Annotated in this window: 17 protein-coding genes; 13 read left to right on the top strand and 4 right to left on the bottom strand. The window is 42.5% G+C overall.

What is annotated here, in order from left to right:
* The coding region (locus NT178_18515; protein MCX5814513.1) for a hypothetical protein at positions 1–2,281 on the bottom strand (2,281 nt) is incomplete at its 3' end.
* A gap of 1,033 nt (positions 2,282–3,314) precedes the next feature.
* Here NT178_18515 and NT178_18510 point away from each other — a divergent pair.
* The 13 genes from NT178_18510 to NT178_18450 all read left to right on the top strand — a co-directional run bounded on the left by NT178_18510 (position 3,315) and on the right by NT178_18450 (position 20,883).
* Positions 3,315–4,481, top strand: a complete 1,167-nt coding sequence (locus NT178_18510) for a radical SAM protein (GenBank protein ID MCX5814512.1) — start codon at positions 3,315–3,317, stop codon at positions 4,479–4,481.
* A gap of 30 nt (positions 4,482–4,511) precedes the next feature.
* Positions 4,512–4,709 carry a hypothetical protein gene (locus tag NT178_18505; GenBank protein ID MCX5814511.1) on the top strand — a complete coding sequence of 66 codons (198 nt, stop codon included), beginning with the start codon at positions 4,512–4,514 and terminating at the stop codon, positions 4,707–4,709.
* A 132-nt stretch (positions 4,710–4,841) separates the two neighbouring features.
* Positions 4,842–5,843: an ABC transporter substrate-binding protein gene (locus NT178_18500; protein ID MCX5814510.1), complete on the top strand. Its 1,002-nt coding sequence runs from the start codon at positions 4,842–4,844 to the stop codon at positions 5,841–5,843.
* Positions 5,840–6,733 carry an ABC transporter permease gene (locus NT178_18495; protein MCX5814509.1) on the top strand — a complete coding sequence of 298 codons (894 nt, stop codon included), beginning with the start codon at positions 5,840–5,842 and terminating at the stop codon, positions 6,731–6,733. The genes NT178_18500 and NT178_18495 overlap by 4 nt, the downstream gene beginning before the upstream one ends.
* Positions 6,693–7,499, top strand: coding sequence for an ATP-binding cassette domain-containing protein (locus NT178_18490; protein MCX5814508.1), 807 nt, complete (start codon positions 6,693–6,695; stop codon positions 7,497–7,499). Before NT178_18495 ends, NT178_18490 begins: the two co-directional genes overlap by 41 nt.
* 52 nt (positions 7,500–7,551) lie before the next feature.
* Positions 7,552–11,124, top strand: a complete 3,573-nt coding sequence (locus NT178_18485) for a hypothetical protein (protein ID MCX5814507.1) — start codon at positions 7,552–7,554, stop codon at positions 11,122–11,124.
* A gap of 12 nt (positions 11,125–11,136) precedes the next feature.
* On the top strand, positions 11,137–14,790 hold the full coding sequence (locus NT178_18480; protein ID MCX5814506.1) for an L-serine ammonia-lyase, iron-sulfur-dependent, subunit alpha: 3,654 nt from the start codon (positions 11,137–11,139) through the stop codon (positions 14,788–14,790).
* Complete coding sequence (locus NT178_18475) at positions 14,787–15,551, top strand: hypothetical protein (GenBank protein ID MCX5814505.1); 765 nt, start codon at positions 14,787–14,789, stop codon at positions 15,549–15,551. Before NT178_18480 ends, NT178_18475 begins: the two co-directional genes overlap by 4 nt.
* The gene (locus tag NT178_18470; GenBank protein ID MCX5814504.1) at positions 15,538–16,497 is read left to right on the top strand and encodes a hypothetical protein; all 960 of its coding nucleotides are present in this window, start codon (positions 15,538–15,540) and stop codon (positions 16,495–16,497) included. Before NT178_18475 ends, NT178_18470 begins: the two co-directional genes overlap by 14 nt.
* 305 nt (positions 16,498–16,802) lie before the next feature.
* Positions 16,803–17,024 (top strand): hypothetical protein, encoded by a 222-nt coding sequence (locus NT178_18465; GenBank protein ID MCX5814503.1) that lies wholly within the window; start codon positions 16,803–16,805, stop codon positions 17,022–17,024.
* A gap of 170 nt (positions 17,025–17,194) precedes the next feature.
* On the top strand, positions 17,195–18,151 hold the full coding sequence (locus NT178_18460) for a shikimate kinase (GenBank protein ID MCX5814502.1): 957 nt from the start codon (positions 17,195–17,197) through the stop codon (positions 18,149–18,151).
* Complete coding sequence (locus tag NT178_18455; GenBank protein MCX5814501.1) at positions 18,148–19,266, top strand: radical SAM protein; 1,119 nt, start codon at positions 18,148–18,150, stop codon at positions 19,264–19,266. The genes NT178_18460 and NT178_18455 overlap by 4 nt, the downstream gene beginning before the upstream one ends.
* A 378-nt stretch (positions 19,267–19,644) precedes the next feature.
* Complete coding sequence (locus NT178_18450; GenBank protein MCX5814500.1) at positions 19,645–20,883, top strand: ATP-grasp domain-containing protein; 1,239 nt, start codon at positions 19,645–19,647, stop codon at positions 20,881–20,883.
* 479 nt (positions 20,884–21,362) lie between these two features.
* Here NT178_18450 and NT178_18445 read toward each other — a convergent pair whose 3' ends face one another.
* The 3 genes from NT178_18445 to tcmP all read right to left on the bottom strand — a co-directional run bounded on the left by NT178_18445 (position 21,363) and on the right by tcmP (position 23,991).
* A complete protein-coding gene (locus NT178_18445; protein MCX5814499.1) occupies positions 21,363–21,479 on the bottom strand; it encodes a hypothetical protein in 117 nt (38 codons plus the stop codon).
* A gap of 282 nt (positions 21,480–21,761) precedes the next feature.
* Entirely contained in the window at positions 21,762–22,865 is a 1,104-nt protein-coding gene (locus NT178_18440) for a hypothetical protein (GenBank protein MCX5814498.1), read from the bottom strand.
* Entirely contained in the window at positions 22,831–23,991 is a 1,161-nt protein-coding gene (gene tcmP, locus NT178_18435; GenBank protein ID MCX5814497.1) for a three-Cys-motif partner protein TcmP, read from the bottom strand. Before tcmP ends, NT178_18440 begins: the two co-directional genes overlap by 35 nt.
* Positions 23,992–24,045: the final 54 nt, after the last annotated feature.

The raw sequence follows: 24,045 nt of genomic DNA, 5'->3' as shown, positions 1-24,045 counted from the left end.
GCTCTGGCGATGTAAGAGTATTCAATTCAACCCTTCTGTAGATGTTCTTTTCTTTATCGACAACAAAGAATTTTCGTTCTTCGTCTGTAAACATGTTAAGTGATTTGTTGTATTTTCTGTCATATGATAGTTCTTCTGCTTGATCCCGTTTTCCCAATTTATCAACGTCTTCTAATGTCAGTCCAATTGGTGTTACCGCCAATCCTTTCGGGAATGTTGGGCTTCCTTTCGCCAGTCTTTCTTTGATTAAATAACCGGCAATGTCACAGTCATGGAGTACGTATACCTTAATCCCCTTCTGGATAAAGAAATCTACCAGCCTTTTTAGAGCCCTGGTCCCAAAGCCCTGCGTGGACATAACACCCAGGTTTAGATCATCCAGCAAGCCACTCTCTTTGAAAATTATATTAAAACCGGCCTTTTCGACAAAAAGAACATGGTTAAATCTTAGCTCGTATGGAATGTCAAAAGACAGATAGTAGTGACTGTCATTAAAATCGCTTCTTCTTTCAGCTCCGCTTGAGAACTTTTTGGTTATAAATTCGATTACCTCCTTAGTCCCCAAAGGAAGCTCATTTTTCGAAAAAGGATCCTGAAAGTATCCCCTTCGTTCAAATAAAACCCTATTTTCCAGATTGTCATTGGATAATCCACTTGCTTTCCGTTCCAAATCTTTTTCTATAAATTCTGTTGCTATCTTTTGCGTAAAGGCATTCTCGTAATCCGATTGAATCAAATTAATTCCATGCTCTTTATTGATCATCTCTCTTGTTGCATAAAATATTTGCCTTATTGTTACAGGGTATTCTTTCTCCCCACTAGCTGTTGAATATCCTTTCATGAAATAATCTCTCATTAAACCAGTTTTGTTGGTACGTTTCGATTTTTCTTCAGGTTGTATTTTCTTTTGCAACCTCCTTTCATTTTTTTTCTGAGTATCTTCGTGTTCCTTTACAATTTCCTCTTTGAGCTTCTTATTAATTTCAAATATTGTATTGGCACAAAGATGTTCAACAATTGTTTTTAGTCTGTCGATGAAATCATCTGATATAATTTTTGCTTTTGCAGTGTCTTTTATTTCGATCAGAGGTGATACCAGATGTATCAACAAATATTTCCCTTTTCCTTTAAAAAAGGATGCCTCAGATAATAGTCTGTTAAGAGAATTAGTATAATATTCTTTTTTACAAAAAATGATTTCCTTATGATTAAACTCAAAAGGGTCATCTCCATACGTCACCGAGTTATTTACTAATGGGATTACTGCATTTATGTCTTCGTTTTTGGTGGAAATACAAAAACCTTCTATAGCATAAGGAGCCGTTCTTTCTTTTTCAGTGCTTAAATAGTACTTATAGCCAGCGAGCGACGATTCGCCAAAGTATTTTAAAACTTGGTCTCGACCTATTAAATGCTTCCTAAGTACACCTGCACCCGGTTTTTGAGTATTGTTCTTCAGGTCGGCCAGTAATCTCTCAGGTATGTCGCTCCCTTTACGCAAACATTCTGATAGTTTTTTTGGAATTTTATCCAAATTCAAAGAAATCCTCTGCATTCCGATAAGATTATGGCAAAGTTGTTTTACGGTAATCGAATGGTCGTATCTGCTACGAGATTCCATATATTTCCGAAATGATTGAATAGTATGCCAATAAGGTGAGGTATTTATTACCTTTTTTTTGGGTTCTGCACGGGCTTTAAATAATTTGTCATTTAAAATAAATTCAACATCTGGATTACACAAATTATATTGTTGAAGCAATGCTTCGGCATCCTCATAAGTAAGTCTTATATTACCTTCGATAACAATGCAATCTTCTTGCTTGTCGGCCAGAATATTCTTCTTAAACTCCAATTTCTCCTCGTCAACTATATACATAACCTTCTTCCCTTGCGTTATAAAGAAAAGCCTTAGGTCCCATACATGGCATATGCCAGCTACAAGTTTGAGAGCGTTGCCAAGAAAACCTCTTGTCGGGATCCTTTGATCCATTTTATTCGATATATATGCGTCTAGACGATGTGTTGCATCAAGAATTTCTTCTGGTATCCCTCCACAACCATCCTTAATTGAAAATATATTTTCATTGAATTCAATTTTAATTTTCTTATGAGTGATTTTTCGCTCGGCAAAATGTTCATCCAGCGTGTCCAGCGAGTTGTCGATCAATTCTTTATAAATGATATATCCCCATTTGCTTTCATCCGCAGTTGATATTCGTGTTATGCCATCTTTCGTAAGGTAATCGATCCGCCGGGGCATTAGCCCAATAGTTCGCATGCTTCCTCTCTTTCGTTAATGTAATGCAAATTGTTTCTATTAATAGTTTTTCTATTTTTACTAAAGATTAAGACCCCCCCCAAAAAAATTGTATAATTTAATAAAAAACCGATCTAACAAAAAAATGCAATGCAACCAATGTTTTTTGAAATCATCCCACAAGAATTAACAAAAATACATAAAACTATTTTATTGTTTTATGATATCAGTATGTTATAAATGCTTATAATTTTGGCACGACAGCATTTATAAGATCTTTGAATCTGGAGTAGCTCTCAGGGAAATTTCCCCACAGTTTGTGGATTGCCCGATAATTCATTATGTGATTTTACTTGCCGCTGGTCACCAGTAATACTGGTATTGTAAAACCAGGACTCGGCAATATAGGAATAAAAGCCATAAGGTTTGTCATGTTTGCCCCTTATCTTTACCAATACCTTCTTTAATATTGATTTATGTTCATATAAGTTGGAACTTTCCCTTTACGGTTTTTATTCCTATAGTTGCGGGGACCGGATTTGAACCAGTGACCTTCGGGTTATGAGACACTTTTGTCCATTTTCCCATTTCAAGCAAGATCAAAGACTTGCAATTATATCAATAAATTGTATATCATCTTTCAATGTCCATGTCTACCATATTTACCATGTTTTTTAAATTTTGGTGTACAGTTTGGTGTACAGTGCTTCAGGGCAGGGCAAGATGATTCTGATCCAGAAGCAACATGAGATGTAATAAATCATGTCTTGATACAATCATTCTTTTTGTGTTAGTAGATTGTTATTGTTAAATCTCATGATTTTAGCGATATTCTTTAATGTGAAGATAACTATTCGGCAGATGTTGATTATTGGCATATTCATATTTAGTAAACATTCCTTATCTCATAAAGCGCCTGATGCTCTATATCAGGGCTACTGTCATGGAGCAAAACGATTGAACCTTCACACTCAAGTAAGGGAAGCGAGAAAATGACCTTGGACAACCAGAAAACCTTCTACATAGAGTCCCTCGGATGCATAACCAATNGCACATGGCGTCATACGAGAATGCCTCGGTTATAATCTTGATGACATGTGCCTTTTCACAGGCTGCTGAAAATTACAACATGAATCGTCTTAATCAGTTAATACAGACAAAGAAGCTTGAATCCCAGATTGTAGTGGGCGGCTGTTTACCGTCAATAAATGGCAATCGATTGCGAGAAGCTTTCCACGGTTTTGTTTTTTCTCCTAGAACGATAGATAGCCTCAATAACCTTATTTCAACAAGAGTGAAGATTGAGACTATTCCCCCAATTGTTGAGGAGCCTGAGGATGGTAAACGAAAAGCAATCCGAATTTCGACCGGCTGTATGGGATACTGTACTTATTGCGCGATACCTTTTGCAAATGGAAGAACAAGAAGTCGTAGCATTGGAGACATAAAAAGAGACATACAGGATGCCATAGAGCATGGTTTTAGGAGAATAAAGATCATTTCAGAAGATTTAGGTGCTTATGGACTTGATAGGAATACATCAATTATCGAGCTCTTGAGAGCAATTATAAGCACTGATTTTGACATTGAATTATATCTGGACAACCTAAATCCTAATTGGCTATGCCATTACGGAACAGAATTAATTGACTTACTGCATTCCGATAGGATAGCGAAGAAATTTTCTGTTCCCATTCAATCGGGCTCTGACCGTGTTCTTAAGTTGATGAGGAGACAGCACAATATTTTCGAAATTAGAAAGATCTTAGGTGATCTTTATGATGCTTTTCCTAACGTAAAGATATGCACTGACTTCATGGTTGGGTTTCCATCAGAAACTGATTTCGATTTCGGAGAAACAAGACTTCTCCTAAATGCTTTTCCCTTCCATTTCCTTGAGATTTTCACTTATGAAGATCGCCCCGAGACTAGAGCTTCAAAGCTTACACCAAAAATTCCGGAGGAGGTTAAGGAACAGAGGCGGCAAATACTTTTCAAAGATTTTTTAAAGCAGTTTTTATCATCGAATAGCATTTGCAATATCGAAGGACTGAGGCGAGTAATGGAAGACGGTAACGGCTTGCCAGTTCATTTTAATTTTCCGAATGGGGTTAATGGGGTTTCACCGCAGAAAGAAGAAGATCTCTTGCTAAATAAGGGAGGGGATAACTGTGAAGATACGGGGACAGAGAAGGAAGTTCGATGCGGATCTCGCTCATGAAAACGAAAGAAAACATAAAGGAGGGTTACGTTGAATTTGCTGGAGGAAAGGCTTATGGAACTCTTTAACCATGATGATATATTGAACAAGTTTGAGCGGGAGCTTGAGCGAACTATCCGATCGGGGCTTGAAGAAAGTGGCTGGGATCAACCGGATACGGTTCTTGCAGTGGCCTTTTTAATGAAGAAGATAATGCCACCGCTCGTTGCTGTTAAATCCGGCGTGTAATTTTAAGGTATGGGATCTAAGTCTTTGATAGACCTGACTATCAGAAAACTTCACCTGAGTTGATGGAAATGGTTAGCCCGTCCTGTCTGGAATGTACATTATTGCTTCCATTGGGGAAGGAAGGAGGAAACAATGAATTGGTTGTTGTCTCGTAAAAACATCTGCCGCCGCATGATTGTCTTCGCTTTTGCATTGTCTATGTTTATCCCAGGCTACACTTCAGCTGACGAGAAGAAACCTAAACCGGTCAAAATAGGTGTTAACCTGTACGTGCATCATCCCAATATTGATGCCGTTTACAATGGGTTCAAAGAAGTTGTAGATAGGTGGGCGGTCAGTAAGAACACCGCCGTTAAATACGATCTTCAAAATGCCACCGGAGATATTTCTATAGCTACCCAGATAGCCAGAAAGCAGGTGGCTGAAAAACCCAATCTCATACTGGCCGTGGGAACCCCGTCTGTACAAGCTACAAAAAGAGCCACTTTGAAAATTCCCATCATATTTGGAGCTATGACCGATCCTGTTTCCGCAGGTGTGGTGAAATCGATGAAAGCTCCAGGAGGTAATTGTACAGGCACAAGTGATATAGGACCATACGACGAACAGTTGCAACTGATTAGAACTCTCTTACCGAATGCTAGGGTTATAGGTATCATAAGGAATCCGGGTGAAGCCAATAGTGTAGCTTCCATAAAGATTATTGACAGTTTGCTAAACAAATGGAAGTTCCTGAAGGTTGAAGCTTCTGTTGCCAATACATCAGAAGTTCTTCCTGCTGCACAGTCTTTGGTCGGAAGATGTGACATATTTTACATGCCTGCTGATAACACGGTTCTTTCTGCTTTGGACGCTGTGATCAACGTAGCGCGAGCGAATAAAATTCCCTTGTTTGTCGGTGATGAAGGAAGTGTGGAAATGGGAGCTGTGGCTACCATTGGGATTGACTATCTTCAACTGGGTCGTGCCACCGGAGAAATTGCTGTTAAAGTATTAGGAGGAACTCCTCCGGGTTCCATTCCAGTCATGTTTGGGGCCGCGAATCGTTTGATTATCAACCTAGAAGCTGCCAGACAGCAAGGAGTAGAATTCCCCAAATCCCTTCTTCAAAAAGCGAAGGTCATTAAACAGTGATCATAGGTGCAGTAGATACGACCCTTCAGATAGCGCTTTTGTATTCCATTCAAGCAATAGCAGTAATTTTGGCTTTCCGAGTAATCGGATTTCCGGATCTTACTCCTGATGGGTCATTTACCTTAGGTGCCTCCGTTTCTGGGGTACTGCTATTATCTGGGGTCCCCAGTTGGATCGCGATGATAGTCTCGCTTGCGATGGGTGCATTTGCGGGAATGCTAACTGCCCTCTTGCATACAAGGCTTCGCGTCTCTAAGCTACTCAGCGGAATTCTCCTCATGTTGATCCTGTACTCGGTTTCATTGCGAATAATGGGGACATCGAACCTATCCTTGATGAATGCAGATTCTTTTATTAGCTCCCTGGTCATGCAAAGGGACAGCCTGCTTCCTCTTCTTGTCATATCGTCAGCCTGCTTGTTCGTGTATTTGGCTGTATGCGCACTTCTTTGGACACCAGTAGGGCTCAGATTACGTGCAACAGGTGATTCTTCCACGGCACTAGAGCTACGCGGTCTGCCTCGTGAAAGCAACTATATTTTAGGACTTGCCATTGTAAACGCAATTTCTGGATGGGCAGGCTCATTGGTTGCCCAATACCAAGGCTTTGTTGATGTCTCGATGGGGGGCGGTCTTGTGATCATCTCTCTGGCTGCAATAGTAATGGGTGAAACACTCATACGTCCCGAGCGTGTCGGAACCCTCATGCTCGCGCCGATCGCCGGTATGGTGATTTATCAAGGTATTGTGGCAATTGCCCTGAGATTGGGCCTTGCTGCGGCAGACCTCAAGGTGACAACCGCTATTCTAGCACTTGTTTTCATCGGTATGGATAGGATAAGAAGTCAATATGGATCAGTTACGAGACAAATCGGAAACCGAAGCATCTAACCCTGCTGCGCGGGGCGATTGCGCCATTAGTGTGCAAAACGTTAATTTTGCATACAGATTGCAGGGAGGAGTGCGCTTTGATGTCCTCAACGGAACAAACTTTACTATACCATATGGGCAGAGCGTCGGATTGGTTGGCAGGAACGCTTCAGGTAAGTCAACCTTATTAAGTATCATCCGTGGATTTCTTGTGCCCGACGCGGGCTATGTACAGATTGGATCAACGACCGTCTCCGCGAAGGGGCATCTAGTAAGTCGACCCAAAGTCTCTCTCATTTCACAAAGATCCGATGCCGGATTGGCTCCTACCATGACTGTGTTTGAAAATTATGTACTTGCAGGAAACCATGAGATGGGAGGTCTCATGTGGGCTTATTCCAAACGAGTGAAAGAGCAATGCCGCCAGCTTCTGAGCAAAGCAAGAATGGGCTTGGAAGACAAGCTCAAGGAGCAAGTGAGATTCCTTTCCGGAGGTCAGCAACAAGCACTGTCAGTTTTACTCGCAATCGAATACCCGGAAGCGGTTTTGCTCCTTGACGAACCAACCGCCGCTCTCGACCCGTACGCTGGCGAAAGAATTCTTGATTTGGCTCTATCAGAGATGAAGATTAGAAAGGGCACGGTCATCCTTGTCTCTCATCGCCTTCGAGATATTGCAGAGCGATGCGAGAGAGTAATGGTTCTTCAAGATGGGATGATTACATCCGACCTGAACAACGCGGATTTGCGTCTTACCGAAAAGGATCTGATGGCCATGATGCGGTAGGTAGAGATTGCGAAAAGAATATTTGGAATAAAGGGAGATAATATTAAAAAATATGAAGGAAAGTAATGATATTGACTGGAAAATCGAAGTCCTTCGGTGTGTGTTCCGCTGCGAAAGCATAGAAAACGGAGATCCCATTGCGAAAAGCTTGATCCCGATTCTTTCTAAGCGTTGCTTATCATTACAAATCAAAGATTGTGGATTTTATCCGAAAAACTGGATTCCAGATCCGAACTGGGACCGGTTTATTTGTGTAAAGTTTACAGAGAAGAAAGGAAAATATGAGAGAAAGGTGTTTGAATCGTCCGATCTAGACAGTCTTGGTATAGGCTATAATACTAAAGAAATTGAGACCCTCATTGATATATGGTGGGTGCAAAACGGGAATGAATTCAAGCCAGAAACTTCCTTTGATGATTTCAAGAATGAACTGGATTCATGGAACGATTCTAAACCTGATTTCATAAGAGAGATTGGACGGTTCTCTTGTCTAGATAGCAGCCTACTTGTTTTTCTTCTCTTGAGAAGGACCGAAAAAAGTGAGGCGTTTAGTGATTTAACTAGTTGTAAAAACTGCTCTTTTCAATTGAAAATGCTCTCTGAGAGAATCAACCAAGCCTTTGGAAAAGAAAAAGTACCTGAAGAGATTGTTTTGCTTGGAGCCAACAACGGCGACCAGAAGGAAGAGGTGGACAACTTTGGATATAACCTAATCTCTGATGCCTTAGACAATATCCGATATGTATTATCTCTGGGAACCTTGACTATCAGGCGCTGGCATCATTTTCTGTGCTTTTCCAGCGTAAAGGTGGGAACAAATAGTTATCAATATGGCTGGGTACTTGATCCAGAAACATTTCCTAACGATATAACACTATGTTGTTGCATACCAAGAATTCCGAGACTACTTGAACAGATTTTTTCGTTAAGCCAGGGAATATCCAAGAAATTGCCGGAAGATCCAAAGGACCCGAAGACCTTACTGGAAAATAATCTCTGTTATGCACTCCTCTTCCCAATGATATATCTCAATAACCCATCGAAACTCACTCCTTCTGTCCCCTATGATAGGGGAATCAAAATGCAAGGAGCAGATGCTGGCACAGTGCTCAAAAAACTCATTTCGCACTATGATGAATGCTATAACGAGAGTGAAAAGAAGAAATGGTGTGAAGAGTTGAATGCTATGTTAAATGATCAGTGGAGCAATATCCTCAAAACATCTTGGTCGGGTTCAGCAATGATGCGTGTCTATGGAGGCTATCACTATCCTGAAGAAAAACCTGAAGAAAAAAGCCGGGCAGATAAACTCACGGGAGCAATCAGAGAATTTGATGAGAGCCTGCCGAAGGACAAACTAGTTTTTCCAATACGTTGGTATCCAGAACAAAGGCTCGGTTTCGGTCTTTGCTGTCTATCTGGCAAGACGAGATTGTTTGACCCAGATTTGGAGGAATCTCGTTACCGGGTGAATCAAGAGTACCGTATTGATGCCAACGGCAAAAAGACTAAGTTAGCGTTTTGCTCCGATATTCTGGAAGTTGAATTATCGCACATTGCCGAGATTGCTTTCATGTCTGTCCTTGGGCTAAGTGAAACAGTTATGGCAATTGCCCGGTCGTTAATTTGTGAGCAGGCACATCGTGCACTTTCGGATGACGTCATAGAATGGTTGACAAACATTCTTTTTCCAGGAATTGATGCCGTCTTCTCTCGCTCAAGGTTTGTCAAGCTTGCGCGGCAGGCGTCGAGTATGTCTGGCAAACTTGCAAATCAACTTGCGACCTTCGAAGTTTTCTCTGACTATTTCCGGGAATTTGGACATGCATTCACCAAGCACAACCTGGGTTCCAGTGATTTCTACGGAGAAATGTTGATTCCGAGGGATGAGAGGTATGGCTTGCCTAAAGACCTTAATCCAAAAAAGATCAAAGACAGGTGGCATTATTTAAAGTTTCAGAAGACGGGCATGATCACTAGGCAGAGAATTGCCGGTATGCAATCAGGAATTGATATTTTAGCGCCTAAGTCATCGGAGCATCAACGTAAATCGTCAGGCCACCACGTGACCATGAGGAACCTTTTTGATCTTTTCCTCACATTACCTGGGATGCAAATGTGGACTTACTTGCCAGAAGAAAGTGATGATCTAAAGTTATGCGGTGGTAAAGAGGCCGCGTATTGGAGACGTTTGCGTCTTTTTGCGCATCGCGTTCCATGGCATGAGGAGAGTCCTTTATTTATTGATATTTTGCCTGGGGTGATAGAAACAATCTTAGAAGTATTGGTGCATAACGCTTTTAAGCATGCCGCAGTATACAAAGGAGTGGATGGAAAATACGTAGTCAATGAGGAAAGCGAATCCGCAGTGCGGATCAACGTTACATTTCACATTTGTGATTTGGAAAACAATCACAGAGCAGCTGGAATTTTGTTTTGGGACAATAAACCACATGGCATACAAGGGGAGCTTAGGAACTACATTAACCACAAACTTCCCTTCGAGATCTACCAAACAAAAACTCCTGGCATAGCAGGCAAAGAGGAGGGGGCCGGGCAGGGCATCCGAGTCATGATGAGAACCCTTCAAGCACAAAGGGGATACGTGCAGGATCGCGAACTAAGACTTTACCTTCTTGGACATGATGGTATAACTGAGCCAGATAAAATAGCAGAAGATGGAACATGGAAGAGTGCTGCCCAGGCAGTTATTGAAGATTTGAAAACATTACAAAAAGAGGTAAACGCATCTGAGAAGATTCTTGATATGCCGCTACCTACCAATGGAGAGGAGACCCAAGTGGCATTCTTGTTACTGCAGAATTGTGAACTGCAGAGTTTGACTGGCCCAACGGTACCTCAAGAACCTATTGATGGTTATAAGGTAGTGATCTATGATGCTAATCCGGCAAGCGATGACCGAGAGCGATACAGGTTGTTTGGTGTGAACAAGCCTGAAGCGATCCATGAGAGCTTTTTTGAAGAATGCAAACATCATAATAGCCTACCGCATGCTATTATACTCCATACAGCAAGAGCAAAATACAATGAAAAAGAAATTGAGGAGTGGTGTAAACAAGCAAATGAAGTCTATCAAAGTGGGTCCCAACGGATCCTTGTTTGGCTTATTTCGGAAGATCCAAGGCTTTATAACATCGGGGTACAATATGGATTTCGTGGCACATATCATCAGGAATTTCGAGATTGGTGTGATCAGACACTTAAGAAAGACAACCTTGATGAAAAGGATGTTATTGAAAACAAGAAGAAGATAGTTTTCGACTTAGCTGGTCCAGGAAGGATCGAAAGGACCAAACGCGATTTTGGTAAGTGTCATAATTTTTTCTTCCAACACTTCGGAAATGACTTCCTGTCACGGAAACCTTACGATCCAGAAGAAATCCATGATGCGCTAGAGTTTGTTGATCTATTTACTGGGCAATCATTGACTTTTGATCCAAGTCTGAAATGGCTCGCCATCGACTGGATACTGGGAAAAATTGATGCAATTTATGGCAACACGTTTCAGGAGACATCAAAAATTTTGGGAATGAAATGGAGACTCACTCAAGAACGTCTTATGAAAGATAAAGAATTCCTTGAACAACTCTTCCCAACAAGTTAGGGGGTCATTATAATGAAAACATATGATAAATATCTGGGGGTTGGGGAAATTGAAGTTGCTCGTAGATTAGTACCGAATGCTTCGGCTATCGGTGCATTCATAAAGCAGCGCTGTTTGCAAAATTCTAAGTATATCTCGATTGAGGAGATAGTAAGTGTAAATCCTAAGTTCGATATATGGGAAACTCTTAAGAAAGTGGCAGATAAAGATTCAACCCCAACAGGTGCAGCTACAACTGTTATGAAAGCACCATTTAGGGACCTAATTCCCTATTTCTTTGATCTGGTAAGAAATAAGGTTGACCAACTGCATCAGGAAAGCACAAATTATGAAGGTGGCCGCTCCTTGGCCGGTCCTTTACGTCTCTTTGAACTGATAGAATCTCTACAAGACGGTTTTCAAGAATTTTCGCAAGAGAGTAAAGATGGCGCCGACAAGCTAAGGGACTTCAGGGATCACTTGCGGGATGCCATGATGGATGACACAAAAAATATCTGCGGAGTCAAAGTTGGAAAGATCAAAAACTACATAGGGCCAATGTCAAACCCTGTATCTCCTGATCTTGCAGATGAGTTCCGAAGCGTCGATCAAGACCGGAAGGAAATCTTAGCATTGGCAAACTATGTGATTAAAGAGTTCCATATTGCTTGTGATGAACTTCAATTGTTTCCTCATCTAGGGAGTAAAAGTAGAAACCTTTTCCGTATATTGGTGATTGACGATTTCTATCCGCTACTATTCCCCTGGTTTGATCGAATGGCCGCCTTGGAACCCTGGTCATTTGCTTTCTTGACAGGCCTTCCCAGAGTGGATAACGAATTTATAGAGATAACATCGCCTAGAGTGCTTCTTGATAGAGCAAAAGATAAAATCAAAGAATCTGCCGGAGAAGGGCCGACACACTTAGTAATACTTGACATTGACTTTGGATGGCAAGGATATGGTAATGTCACTCGTGAGTACTTGGAAGCTTTGAGGCAACTTCTTCCCGGAACGCCTGTTATTGTTGCCTCTCGATGGGGATTTGTAAATATAATCAATGACTTCAGAGACGTGGGTGCCGTAAGCTATCTTTGCAAGAGACCGGACGCCTACCTTATGCAACAATACGGAGATTTGAATCAAAGGCAAGAATCTAAGGCGGATTCAGTTGTACCCAAAGAGTGGCAATCCACAATCAGAAAGGTCCTCTATAAACACTGGAACGTAGATGAGATCAAGATCCCTAGAATCAAACACGACCTGACTTTGGAAAGCACTGTTGAACTTGGCCGTGCCATCCTCGTTGACGATGCTCAATATGCAGATCTTGAATTCCTGGCACAATGGGTCTCGGATCCCGACTTCGATGATTGGTGTGCTAATTTTGCGGGCGTACAATCTGTCCAAGAAATAACGCTGGCTGCATACATAGGAGAATTTTTGGGGCCGAAAGATATCCAGGGTGCATTGACCATAGCAAAGAAACTTGCTGAAGCGTTATGCAAAGCTTCGAAGGGTCGTATCAAAGACGAACCGTGCAATGTAGCAGTCCTCGCCCTGCAGGTTCTTCAGAAGAACCGACGGTTCGTCTTCGCCCCACTTGCATTTGACGACAACATTTATCGTGTAGCGATAGCAATGAGAACGCCAGCCGAGGCACAAGAGCAAGATATTTACTTTTACGCAGATAAGTTGAAACAGAGATTGTGCGCTGTTTTTATGAGGTCCCTGAATAGAAAACTCAGGGTTGAATGTCAATATAAGGAACGCGATAGAATGAGTCCTTCGAATAACATTTCTGCTTTTGTTTTCGAAATCTCAACTGACGGAATGACCGGGAGGGAGATGGGTCAGGCCTTGATGGGATTCTCCGACGACTTGCATTTCATGGTGGTTTCAGATTTTTCACCTCTGAGCATATTTGATATTGTCGGACCAGATATGGTAGGACCATCGAGTTCTCATACAGCGGGCGCTTGCCGGATAGGGAGATTGTGTAGGAACTGGATTCAGGGAATTGGAAAGAATGGGCTGGCAGGAAGCAACCTGTCTCTTGACATCGAGATGCTTGGATCTTTCCGGACGACAGGGAGGGGCCATGGATCGGATCACGCTGTTCTAACCGGACTACTAGGCAAGTTGCCATCGAGCAAGGATCTTCCAAATGGGCGGCTCGCGTTCTTCCCGATAAAGTCTCCAGAATCCCAAATACGCGAAATTGAAATAGGAACATGGCCGGAGGATAACTCAATCGGGGTAAAAGAGATTCGACTACTTTGGGGTGAAAACCGCCCTTCCGAACTACACCCTAACACAATTCAATTCCGTTTAAAAGGCGAGCAGGGGCAGGAACTTGGGCGCCTCGCTTGCCGCTCTTGGGGCGGAGGAAATGTTCAGATAAGCGGAATGGAGATGAATGCCAATGGCACAAAATTTTCCCAACAGTTTTCTGAGGATATGCTAAATGAGAATAGGAAACAGTTCTCCGGGTGTAAGGAAATCTTCATCTATTCCAAAGAGGGTTCTACAGAACTGGACATAACAGAAATGAGAGATCAGAATGAGAGCCCGCTTTTCAGCGTAGGAGCTACCATGGAAAGCATGAAAGATTCTGTTATTCCGGAATTAGTCACAACGCTTGAGGGCTTAGCACTTAGGAACAAAGGAACAATTAAGCAGAAAGCTAAAAAATACGAGATGAGTTTGTCTGGACGTAACAAGGAGTCCATTCAAAAACCGAAGGAAAGTGAGACGTTATCCACCGATGGTGTGGAGATGTTGTTGAGCTTACGTGGTGTTCTTGGGGTTATGTTGCTCTCAATCTTGGAAGGTCTGAAATTGGATCCAGGACAGACGGCCCACTCAGGGTATAGCAAGAACTTGGCGCAGAAGCTCTATGACGATGCGGCTATTCCTCTCGAAACACAGAATGAGTCTCTTGGGTTAGCTTGGCGAGCTTATGCCTTCTCGCTCGCGGTCCAGGAACAAAATGCCAGAATGGGACGAATCATTGCCGCCCCTACCGCTGGAGCATGCGGAATACTTCCAGGAGCCCTCTTTGCTCTGGCTCTTAACGATAAGATCATAGCAAGCCTTATTGAATTGCTTGAGGACCCAGATGAGGAGTATAAGCTGAAGCTCGAGCCACATAGCCTGATGGACAAGCTCGAGAAATTGGACGGGAGAATGGTTGAAAAGCTCGAGGGCGCGCTGCTTGTATCGGGAATGGTTGGGCTGATTATCAACAACGTGGTGCCGACAGCGGGAGCCTTATTAGGCTGTCAAGCGGAAACAGGAGTTGGGGCGGCAATGGCTGCTGCTGCCGTCTGCGATTATTTGGGGGATGGCAATAATCAAGAACAGGTTATGAATGCAGTGGCTCTCGCGCTTAAGAATTCCATAGGTCTTATCTGCGATCCAGTTGGAGGCAAGGTAGAGACACCATGTATTAAACGTTCTGGCATGAAGGCTGCAGAGGCACTCATCGCAGGTGTGGCTGCATATAAAGGCGTGAAGTCGGACATCCTCCCCGATGAAGTGCTATGGGTTCTTCGAGAGGCCGGTGAAGCCATGCCGGAGAAGTTCAGAGAAACATCGTTAGGAGGTCTGGCACGAACGATTTCGGGTAGAAGTAAGTGCAGTTCCTGCAACCTTCAAGGAACTGAGTCGGAGTGCCCTAAATGACAATGCGCAAGTTTGCGACAGGCAAGTTTGTGGCTGTGGTATCAGAAAAGGGAGACTGGGAACTGGCAAGCACTCTGGCAATCTTGTTTCTTAGTGATGATAAGGCTTATCACGTATATACAGAGTCATCATGGAAAGAAATACGTGAAACAAAACCTGGTGCAAGACCGGATCCGGTTCTCGTTGCATGGCGCATAAGCAGTGAACAGTTGGTCAGCCACGCCCTTTTTTCAATCCGGAAACAAGCTCAAATTCTTAGCCCTATATGTTTTTATGGTGTACCACGTCCCGATGTTCTAGATCTTTTCAGCGATGATGTAAGTACTCAGGGTCCGTGGAGTTACTGGTGGCTCGAATCAAGTATTATTAAGTTCGGTCATGTGCCGGAGATTCTTTGTCGGATTGAGAGAAAAATGCCGCCAGATTGGCCGACTCTTGTTGTGCCGGAATCTACCCATGAGAGGGCGGAGATGCAAATTCGCCATTACTGTCAGCCGTCAGAGTTAATCTTGAGAGTGTTTCACGGGTTTTCGAGATATCGGTCATCTCCGGATGATATCGATAAATATATGGAAGGACTCCGACAAATCAGATTCATTTTAGGGGACTATGCTTCGATAGAGCTTATCAGGAAGGTTGACGAGTTGCTGGAAGATAAGTGGCCCTCTAAATTAAAAGACGTTCTTGGGGTGATCGAAGAATTGTTGTCAACGAGAGTTTACCTGAATGAAAGGAATGGACTTCACCATGAAGCAAACTGACCAAACAATAAATGTGCTTATCTTGGATGACGACCTGAGCCCGAGTGATAGGTCGGCGTTGGAAGCAATGTTTAAAGAGCTATCGGATGAAATCGCTAGAAATTGTAGGCTAGATTTTGCACAGACCTGGAATGCGCGGGCACTTCAACCAAGAGGGCTGGAATTGTTTTGCAGGAATCGATACGACTTGATTGTGCTTGATTTAGTTTTTAAAGGACAACGCGACCAGGGAGTTCACATATATGAAGCTATCCGCTCCGGGCTTCAAGGCTACCGTTTGGAGGGACAACCTGCCACTTTGCCAGGGGTACCTATTCTAATATTCTCGGAACTACGTGCTGATGATCACGATCTGCCCGATGCACAGGATTTCCTGTCTGAGATAAACGCATCCCCAATTTACTCAAATTCTTACACGCTCAGTAAGAATTCGCTCCGTAAGGGTTACACAGATTCCATCAAGAAGACTTTGAAATCCGTGTGGAGCGCTGTTGATCTTATAATGCATGTCTTAATTCCTTCAGATGATGGAACAGAGATGAGTTTTGCCTTTACGAGGGCTGGTGAACCAGACCCTTCTCCTGAGGAATATGTCCGGCGGCCCAGACATTCATACCGTCTCATTCAGTGGGCTCTCGACCCGGATAAACCAAGAGGTAAGACGGACTGGTCCTGTGAAGTAATAAGCACCGATCAGGATAATGTTCAGAGTTGCCGTGATCTGAATCGGCTTTTTACGGAGAAAACAAATCATGCAATGCTCATTCACCAGCATCCTTCGAGGGACCCGGGAAAAAAAATAATAGACGGTGTAAGCGAGATACACCTTCACTTACGTGTACCTGAAGTATTTGACTTATCTACTGACACTGTGTGCTTGTCCAATCGACAGGAGGATACCAAACAAATGTTTCTCAGATCTGGCTTCTGGAGCCGCCGCATTTGAATTTTATATCTGTTGTTTGTGGTATATGTGTAGCTCAAACCTCTTTTGTTGATCTTCTGCAACATCAAACCGACCTCTTTTGAATTGCTCCTTAGGTGACAAATGATAGATTTTTGTTGTTAGGACAATGTTAGTGACCCACCGTTTTCTTGATGATACGCTTTAAAAGTGGCATAGAGGTTACTTTCCGATGATTTCAGTGAAGGATCCGGGAATGACAAAGCATGAAAGGAAAAGATATTGTTGTGGTTGCGTGACTATGCAAGGGCGTTCAAGTAATCGCGGTGTCTTCTAAAGGAGCAAATATGAAGGCGAAGGAAAAGGAGATATTAGAACAAGAAATGGAAAGACTGAGGTCCGAGGTAGGTGCAGATGCGGAGGCACGCACGTATCTTCTATTTGCGGATATTGTACAATGGTTGCGACTTTTTGGCCACGGCGAGGTCACACTATCTGCTGTCGAAAATAAGTTTGGGCTAAAATACAGAACGAACTCAGTAAAGACTGTCCGAAAAATGACTGAGTAGATCTTAATTCATAGCTTGAGGTTCCGGGGAACAGGAAACAAAGGCCCGGGGGAAGAGAGTAGGTTGCTTTTATCTCTAACCCCGGGCCTTTGTTTATGTGGTAAACAGATCGTTCTATTGGCATGTGATGTGTTATCGAATTTGAGCAAGTTTATGGAGGAGGTGATTCGATGGGAATAAGGATAAACAGAGGAGATCAGAAAGAAGATGGTGTCAGGATTGGATCGGCACGTGCGCCAGGAGCATGTTCCGTCATCAACTCATACTCAACAGGACAGGGGGTGGCATTTGCTATAGGGCTGGGACAAACGGTGACAGTCCTTCTGAAGCCTATATCATCGGGTGATACGAGGATTAGGATTGCATCCAGTTACTCTTCAGACAAGGGGACACGTCTCGTTGAAATGTGCTTTAGAAAGACCACAGGCCTAACGTCAGCATATCGCTCCTTCGATGCGAAGATCGATATCGATTTCGACCTACCGATCGAGCGGGGTTTAAAGAGCAGTTCCTCTCTTGCGAACGCCACTGTGATGGCAACGTCCGACGCCCTCGGATTGGATTTGGGAACAAACCATATAATGGCGATTGCTCGGAGCGCAGAGATTGATACGGGTGTAAGCACATTTGGCAGTGTTGATGACGGTTTTGCCAGCCTTTGTGGAGGGCTAGTGTTTGCCGATTGCGGGTCGCGCAGGCTCCTACATAGAGAGAATTTAGACGATAGCGGTTTGGATGTCATTATCCTAGCGCCGCCTAAAGAGACAAGGCAGGTGCCTACCGGATCTAGAGAGGCCTTAAAAGTTCATAAACACCTTATTGAGAAGCTTTACAGAATAGCCGCTACGGGACATGTGTTCACCGCCATGACACTCTCTGGGCTACTGCATGCCCCCCATTTTGGCTATTCTTCAGAACCAGTCTTTGAAGCCCTCAGGGTAGGAGCGTTAGGTGCCGGGGTTTCTGGCAAAGGGCCTGCCATTGCCGCCGTGGTCGCTAAGGCAAACACACCTTCCATCGTGAACACCTGGCGGAAGTATGGACATGAAATCATGGTTACCAACATCGACAATTCCGGTACGAAGATTCTCTGTGCCGAATCCACCAAGTATAAGGAGGCGATATGAGCAAAAACAACCGGAACAATCCGCTTCGTAAATATCAAAATGGCCATGAATGGACCGCTGCCCTCAGTTACATTAGGGCAAAAACAGGAACTATAAAAGGAATTTCCGAGTTATCAAGGGCTGCTATCTCATCTATTGCGCCTTACTGTGGATTGAATTTAAACACCGGTCCGAAGTATGCTGCTATTGACCTATCGTATCGCTGCCAGGCCAGATGCTTGCATTGCGGCAGATCACAGCAAGAGCTACACGACGAGCTGACCACAGATGAGATATTCCGTATCATCAAGGAGTTAGCAGAAGCAGGCACCCGCTTTATATGCATAGCAGGCGGAGAACCGCTCCTTGTCAAGGATCTTCCTGATATTATTCGCTATATCAAGAAGCTTGGTCTTTGCGTAAGTATCTGTACAAATGGCGCTCTGTTGGCTGAAAGGTCTGACGCACTTATAAATGCTCATACTGATCATATCATAGTCAGTATGGATGGAAAACCAGAGAGCCATGATAAAATGCGAGGTGTAAGAGGTCTTTTTCAGCATGCTGAATTAGGCATTAGATCAATCATAAAAAAAAGAATCAAAGATGGCACAACTATTTCCTGCAGAATGTTACTTCATGAAGATAACCTTGACGAAATTGCTTTTTTTGTCTCTTATTGGAACGAAGTTGTAGATAGCATTCTCTTACAGCCTCTTCACAATGGTTCTCACAACCTGTATCGGCTGACCGATGGTTTACAGATCGTATCATCTATCGGTAAGCTGAAATCTATTCTCCACGATACGGGCCTGGACAAAAATTTTTATAATGCCTTGATGCCTGACTATTTAGAGGATCCGAAACGTTTCTGTCATCTACCATGTTTAGCCGGACACTGGGTCGTAAGAATTACCCCTACAGGTGATGTATATCCCTGCGTGGAGCAGCTTCAACATGTTGGCAATCTTAGAAAGCAATCTTTTAAAGAAATATGGAATGGCAATACATTCAACTATGTAAGAAAACGGCTTGCAACATCAAAAAATTGCACGTGTTTTTATAACGATATGTTCATGAATATATACATGTGGCAGGCTCATGAAAAAACTGAATGCTGTAAGGTTCAGATGTAAAGGTGTCTGCTGCCTTTGCATTAAAGAATCGATTCAAACCAATGCTGTCCCCATTTGTTTATCCATAGCAAGACGGGCAGGCAATTTTGTATTGGCCAGTATTATGTTCCGAAGAAATCCCGTGAAAGATATCTCCATTGCTCATGGGCGCCGTTTTAAATGTCCTCGAAAGAGTGAAAACACGGGTATTTGCCCATGCACAAAATTATGCCCCTACATTTTGCCGAGCGCAATGTGTTGCATGTGTTTAGAAAGATATCGAAAAAAAGGATCAAAACCTAAGTGTTTTCGAAAAGGATTGTGTCCTGAAGAAGCACACCTTTCCAGAAACAATGTAAAGGCTGAACCACCAATTATTAAATCAAATGGAGGAAATTCATGACAAAAATTGCACTGTTGGCAGAAAAGAATAATGAATTTACAAAGGGCCTTGTCTGCGTGATGAAAGAGCGTGCATATGAAGTTCAAGTGTTCAATGGAGACTTCCTTGAGGCAACAAGCTTGGAATTATTCGATTTAGTGGTGTTAAAGACAAAAAAGCCAAAATTTCTGAATGCGGGGTATCGGGCTAAGAGCCACGGTGCGAAAGTAATCCCTGATCCTCTCGTCGCGGAGGCCATCCGAATCCGTCCACTTTGTGATCAGCTTATGGAAAGGGCAAAGATCCTTCACCCAAAGTCTACCTATAACCTTAAGGGCAATCTCGCACGGTATCAGGACTTTCCGTTGCCATTTATTGTCAAACCAATAGCAAGTTCAGGAGGTAAAAATTTAACGCTAATTCAAGACTGGTCTGAATTCCATAAACTTGCCGATGATCCCGGAAGGCCGATATACATTCAACAGTTTATTAATGGACGGCATTATCGTGTTGATTTTATTGGAGATGATATCTTTTGCTTCGAAAAGGACCCTAACGTTGGAGACGACGTAAATATGAGACCCGCTTCCGTTTGGGAGGAGTTGGTCCAGGTGGTTGGCGCCTTCAAGAAAGCAACAGGTATTGAGTGGGGAGATCTCGATCTTGTGGTAGACAAACATGGACAAATTTTTAGCGTTGATCCCGGGTGTTTCCCAAGTTTCAAAAAAGTTCCGGAACCCCCTGTGGAGATCGCAAGGCGGATTATGGATCTCACGGAGAAGTATTTTTTTCACCAGAATAAGGAGACTATCAATGTGAAAAATATTCCAACAGGCGGTACGCAAAAGACAGACAGTGTTGAAGACAGAAACAAGGCAGATCCAAAAAGCGTTGTCTGCAAAAAATGCACATTGATGCTTGTCGAACTGGCCAAAAAGAGATCGGCATGTTTTTTTGTTATACACAAACTTTTTGAATGGATAATTGCATTTTGTGCAACCGCCTATGCAATTGATAAATCGAACCCCAAGTGGAAAACCGAGAGGTGCAGCCGGTGTTTGAGATTTGCGAAGAATTCACTCAAAGTAAAATCGGTTTTGTTTGATTGGATCAGCAGAATTGTTGATCCCCATTTCGATAGATTTCTTGCCAAAGTAGTTTCTGATGAAGAGATGAATGTTGCCAGGAAGATAGCCACCGAGGGATATCAAGTAACGGCTACATCTGAACATAGGAGGGTATTTAACGCTGAATAAAAATGTCAAAAATAGTATTCTGGCTTCCTATCCCATCGATGGTCAAGTGGCAAAACCACTAGCATATAAGGAGAATGTGTCGCCTTGGCACCAGATTCTATCCGCTGTCAAATGGAAAATTGTGTTTATGATGCCGGAGGAAATTAAATTCATTTTTAGAATCTGCAGGGTATTGATGGGTCATTTTCTCTCAAAGATATTTACCACGCATATACACACCAAAGAAGCCGTAGCTATCATTCTGAAGAGAAGGCAGAGAAAAGAGGATGCTGGGAAATAGCAAACAGAGCAATGTAACACGTAGGCGTGATCTGTAAGGAGGAAACTCATGGAGTAAAAAAATGATTTTTCTAAAAACACAAAAGTAAAATCAAAAAGGAATAATAAATATAAGTTTGTAATTGATCCAGAGGATGCTTGTATTCAGTATCCTTGCAATAGCCGATCTGCTTACCTTCTTCTGCATGAGTATCCGTATCTCATCCTTTACCACCAAGCATGCTTTTAGATGTTCTGCCCTTTGGCCTTCCGAGGATTTTCCCGTTTATTTTAGCTGCATTAAGGGCAGATTTTGTCCTCTCCGATATGAGGTCCATTTCAAGTTCGGCTAATAGGGAGAAAAGGGTTATGAGACACTTTTGGCACTTTCCCCATTTCAAACAAAATCAAAGACTTACCATTATATCAATCAATTATATATCATGAAGCGATGTCCATGCTTACCATGTTTTTAAAATTTTAGTTTACAGCCTGGTGTACAGTGCTTGTGGGCAGGTCATAATAAAAACATTGGTAAAATTAGTTATTTCAACTTTTTGATCATATTGTCCGCACCTATCTCAATATTATCCTTTTTCTTGTAGATGATGAGGCTTTTGCTAACCCAAACAATTACAGTATAACCCGTTTAACTTCATATCCAACTGTTTCCATATCGCAGGACTCTCTTTGCACAGGCTGATTTTAACCTCTGAATCGTGTTGTCTTATCCTATCAAGTATGGCGCGGAAAGCGGCAACGCGCTTCTTCTCCGGATACCTAAGCTTCACGCCATCGCTGATAAGTCCATTTGTTATCTGTAACAGAGCAGATTCCGGGAAGCGAGAACGGATATGATTTGCCAGACCCTTAGATGGTCTGTATTCGCCCATAGTAATACGATTGGGCTTAACATAGCGGAAGATATTATCCACAAGGGCAAGGTAGTCTTCTTTCCATCCTTCATAAATGATAATGGGGTCAAAGCGCAAGCGAATCTCATATCCGTCTTTTTGTAATTGTTGCCCGGCAAGCAATCGTGCTTCTGGCGATGCCGTGCGGTGCTCAAGGTTTTTGTAGACTTTATCGGTGTTGACACTGAAGGACATTATTGATTTTCCACCATGGGGTAGATGTCGCAATATTTCAATATTATCACTCTTGGTGAGAAAGAGTAATTTTGTTTTCGTGGTATTTTCTGCCACAAATGGTATGAGTTTTTCCGCAAATCCAGTTACATTCTCGACAGCTAAAGGATCACATAACTCTCCAAGATTAAGTACCCGTAACACTTCTGGTATATCGCTCTTATCAAAGGCAACTATCTCTTTGAACATTTTTTCATAATTTACAAAATGTGCCGAAATAGGATTTGTGCGAAACGTCAAATAGAGATAACAGTATTCACACCAGAAGTTACAGTTGTTGTAAGCGGTGAGTTTGTAGAATTTGGCGCACCGCCCGATGGGGTGTTGAAATTGCTCAATAAAAGGACTAGTTCGATTGCGAAGCAGGAGTACCCCTCTTTCGGCCAGGAGCTTTTCGATACCCTTCTCCCCGTTGGGGGACGGCGCTTTGTCAATCCATTTGAGAGGAATAAGTGACCGTTCGGCAATCTCTTCGGCCCTTTTCTTGTCGCATTTGTCACGGAGAGCCCAGAGTTCAGAAACTAATGAGGTTTCGTCGTGATTATGTAAAAGGCTTTGTCGAGAGCAACACATCATCGTTAATCCTTGTTTTCCCAGAGTGGCTGTATAATTTCATTCCTTTTGATCCAATGAGAAGTTTTTTAATAGTCTCTGAGTAATCGCTGCTATTATAACAACAAAAAAACTCTTGCATAGCTTTTATTTTCAAATCTTTTCTCGATATAGGTTTATTTTCTTCGGTTATTTCAAAAAGACGCTTTGTGAACAATGATATATCTTTTAATTCTTCATGCGGTCGCGTGTCAAATAGTCTCCCATCGGCAAATTCATTGTTCAGAAACTGTTCTCGTGCTTTATACATTGTATCGTTCATAAGTAGAATACCATCTTCATGCCTTGTCCCGTAAATAAGCCTGTACTTTGGTAGTTGTCCGTACTTTTTTTGTATCGGGAAATTGCAAACGTTTGGGAAATATTTGTTCATTTGCTTCATGTAGAATTCCGTAACTTTTTGTTCTTTCTCAAAGAAAGAAAGGCTCAGATCGGACACCACGCTTTTCCAGTAGTTACCACCGGCTATTGCATCCATTTGGTCCGTTGTCATGCCCTCCACATTAAAAATAATTTCATCGAGAAAATCGTCATCTATTTCGACATCAAAATCTTTTGTATCCATCTTAAGAGCAACCAGCGCGCATCTAACGAATGCAGGACTATTAAAATTAAGCAATACTTCGACACTCGAATTGTGTTCCATTATTGCATTGTAAATTTCGGAAAGTTCAGAGAATAGAAGTTCTTTTATTCCATATGGATCTACATAGAGAAAAATAGTGCTGTTCTTCGCCATCGATCGTACGTTTTCAAGGTAACCCATAAAATCTATATGTTTGGCTTCAGCATAGGCACTGAATGGTCCGAGATTATTTTGAAGCTTGGCAAAGAATTTCTTTTTCTTTTCCAGAAACAAGCCTTTTATATTAACCCCTTTATCGTATAGGGTCTTAACATGTTTGGCAATTATCAGCGGCGAGCCGTCTGATCCATCATCAAACAACCCTGGTCCTGCACAACAATCTATGATGAGTATTGGTTTCTTCAGATATTTAACTTTTTCCAGATATGGGGTTAAATAATAACCAAGAATTAAGTCTTTGTACTTTGACCATTCCTTCTTTTGATAGAAAAAATTATCTGACATAACTATCCCCCTCAATCATTTCGATCTCTTGGGCTATGAGGCTGTAAAGTTGAT

Source organism: Pseudomonadota bacterium (genome assembly GCA_026388255.1).
Classification (GTDB): domain Bacteria; phylum Desulfobacterota; class Syntrophorhabdia; order Syntrophorhabdales; family Syntrophorhabdaceae; genus JAPLKB01.
The sequence above is the reverse complement of the archived record's forward strand: the minus strand, read 5'-3'. Positions and strand labels throughout refer to the sequence as shown.